Raw genomic sequence first — 2,729 nt, 5'->3', positions numbered from 1 at the left:
CATGTAGATCAATCGCTGTGATACCATTGTACTCTGTATACATGATACAATCATAATATTAATTGAAGAGAAAAGTTCAGAAGTATTTTCAGAGCCTTATGTCGCCTTGCTCTTTCAACCCGAATAAATTCACCGTGCATTTGTCAAGAGGCGGGGGAATATTTTTTTCCTGTAAAAAAATTCTGTGATGCGATGATAAGTACCTGCCCATAATTTAAAGCAAAGAAAAAGAAAGGGGCGGCTACGCCTTCTTTTTCGCTCCAGATCGCACCTAGCCCCTTCAGAACCCCCTGCAAGGGGACAAGTCCCCCATTAAGCCGGGGGCGGCTCGCCCCTCGCTGACCCCTTCATGCGAGGGCTTGGGATGAATTTAACGCCTCAACCTGCGCATCAATATAAGGCTCGAAAGCGCCATCAGGATGATCGTCCCGTACTCGTTGAGCGTCGGCACTGTCGTTACATCCTGGACAAATGCCACGGGGTCAACAATCGTCCCATTGACCGTTAAGTCGTTATCCCCCAATGCACCGTCTGTAAGGTGAAGAGTAACAATCTTCTGACCTTGCACGACATTAACCTCACCGCAGGGCTTGTTGCTCACGCTCTTATCACAATTGAAGTCATACCAATGTGGAGTAGTATTTGTAGAAGTTGGCCCGTACTTAAAGACACGGTTTACGTTTATCGTCTGAGGCATGTAGAAGGTGATTTGGGTATCAACATTGGGTTGCACGTTTGTCAGGGTAAAGGTTATTGTGCCTATCGGTAAGCGTCCGCTATTGCCTGTGCTTAGTTTGAGTCCATTGACATCGGGGGTTGTGGTAGCGCTAATGCTGGCGATGTTCGCTGTGGTTGCAACGCTGATGGTAACGGGATTACCTTTGTCGTCAGTGACGACAACTGGGGTAGGTGCAGGAGTGGGAGTCGGGGCTGATGTGGGAGTAGGCGTTGGTGTCGTAGTAGGCGTTGGTGTAGGTGTAGCTGTTGGGGTTGCTGTGGGCGTGGGTGTAGGCGTCGTCGTTGGAGTTGGAGTTGGCGTCGGTGTTGGGGTAGCTGTTGGAGTAGGTGTTGGTGTCGGTGTCGGGGTGGCAAATGTAGCTGTGACGTTCTTTGCCGCCGACATCGTTAGCGTGCAGGTTGAACTCGTCCCCGAGCAGTCCACGCTCCAGCCGGTGAAGGTAGAACCGGAGTCCGCAGCAGCGGTCAGGGTCACGGATGCACCTGTTGGATATGGAAAGGTGCATGTTGAACCGCAACTGATCTCTGAGGACGTGCTTGTCACCGTACCGGAGCCTGTTCCGGCCTTTGAAATGTCCAGATTGACCAACGTACCCACAGGCCCGGTGCGTACTGGCAAAGTGGAGTAGGGGTTATTGGACTTAACGTCGATGGCGATATTGCCAGCGGCCATGCCTACACTCCAAGCGTTGGATGCAGGTCCAGCATACGACGTGGATGACCAGTAGAGGTTAGAAGACTGCACATTTGTAAAGGGGTGGCCGGATGGAACCGGTGGATTATACATTGCATGGTCAATTAGGCTAAACAACTCTTTTATATTTGGCAGCCGCCAGTCACTGTAACCAAGGTAGTTGGCAGTATTTAGGCAGAGCACATAATCCAGTGTTGGCTGCCAATACTTGATCCCACCTGTGCAAGCGCCCACCGTTGGTGTACCAGCGTCTTTCATCCATAGTAGAACAGTGAGGTTGTCGGTAACAGTCAGATTACCGTTGTCTGTGAACCGTGGATTTGGCCAAGCCACGCCCTTTTGTAGCTCACCGTCTTGTCCTGTACCAGTACACGCTATGGTTGTGCCGCTTGCGTTGTAGCATGCTGTCTGCCCTGTAGACCGAATATACGATGTCCCACGAACCGGCCACACGTAGTCGTAGGAGGACTTAACGCTAGCGTTGACGATTCCCTCAACCATGCGGACAAACCAAGCGTCGGACGTAGCGGTAGCGTATGACGTAGACGACCAGTAATCGGGAGACTGCACGTTAGTAAACCCCTGCGCATTTAGCCATGCCCCTTGATAAGCCTGAGTCGCATTGACAAGGCTCTCCAATTCATTTATGTTCGGCAACCGCCAGTCGGTGTAACCATATGTACCAGCCCCGCTGTTCATTGACGCAACATAGTCCAGGGCCCCTTGCCAATCCCTAGCTCCGCCGGGAAGATTAGCGTTTTTAGTCCACATCAGCCCCGTGAGATTGTCGGTGATCGTGTTGCCGTTGTCGGTAAACCGTGGACTTGGCCATGCTACACCCACCTGGAGTGCGCCGTCGTCACGTTGTGGAGTGTTGGCGTCGTAACTCGTCGTCTGCCCCGTCTGCGGTAGGCTCACGGTTCCGGCATAGGCGGCCCCAATCACCACAACCAGCGCCAGGGTAAGCAGTACTCCTACGCCCGACCTTCTGTACGACTGGAAATGCCTTCTCTCTTCTCGGTTCTTACTTCTCCCAAACATAACTTCCTCCTCAAATTACATCTTGCTTTTGTCCCCTGCATGACCGGTAAAACCGGCCTGCTTATTCTATCAACTGATTGCTTTAAACGGCTATAATCACTCCCGGCAACTGTAGGACGCACATTGAGCAATAGGCAGCCATAAGCGACAATCACGCAATATTCACTTTTTACGGGTTGCGGTAAGAAAGACAGGAAAACAAAGGCTAAATGGTTGGTTATTGTAAAGTAAGTTATTAAACTATTAGTCCGCTCAT

The 2,729-nt window shown here is 51.2% G+C and carries 2 protein-coding genes; both read right to left on the bottom strand.

The genetic code is table 11. The annotated features are described in order from the left end of the window. Nucleotides 1-370 precede the first annotated feature (370 nt). Nucleotides 371-2,473 (bottom strand): DUF1566 domain-containing protein, encoded by a 2,103-nt coding sequence (locus HWQ67_RS15805; protein ID WP_218253648.1) that lies wholly within the window; start codon nucleotides 2,471-2,473, stop codon nucleotides 371-373. Then, the coding region (locus HWQ67_RS15800; RefSeq protein WP_218253647.1) for a hypothetical protein at nucleotides 2,407-2,729 on the bottom strand (323 nt) is incomplete at its 5' end. The genes HWQ67_RS15800 and HWQ67_RS15805, both read right to left, overlap by 67 nt.

This window comes from Candidatus Magnetobacterium casense (assembly GCF_019173545.1).
Lineage (GTDB): Bacteria > Nitrospirota > Thermodesulfovibrionia > Thermodesulfovibrionales > Magnetobacteriaceae > Magnetobacterium > Magnetobacterium cryptolimnobacter.
This window is presented reverse-complemented; position numbering and strand designations above follow the sequence as displayed.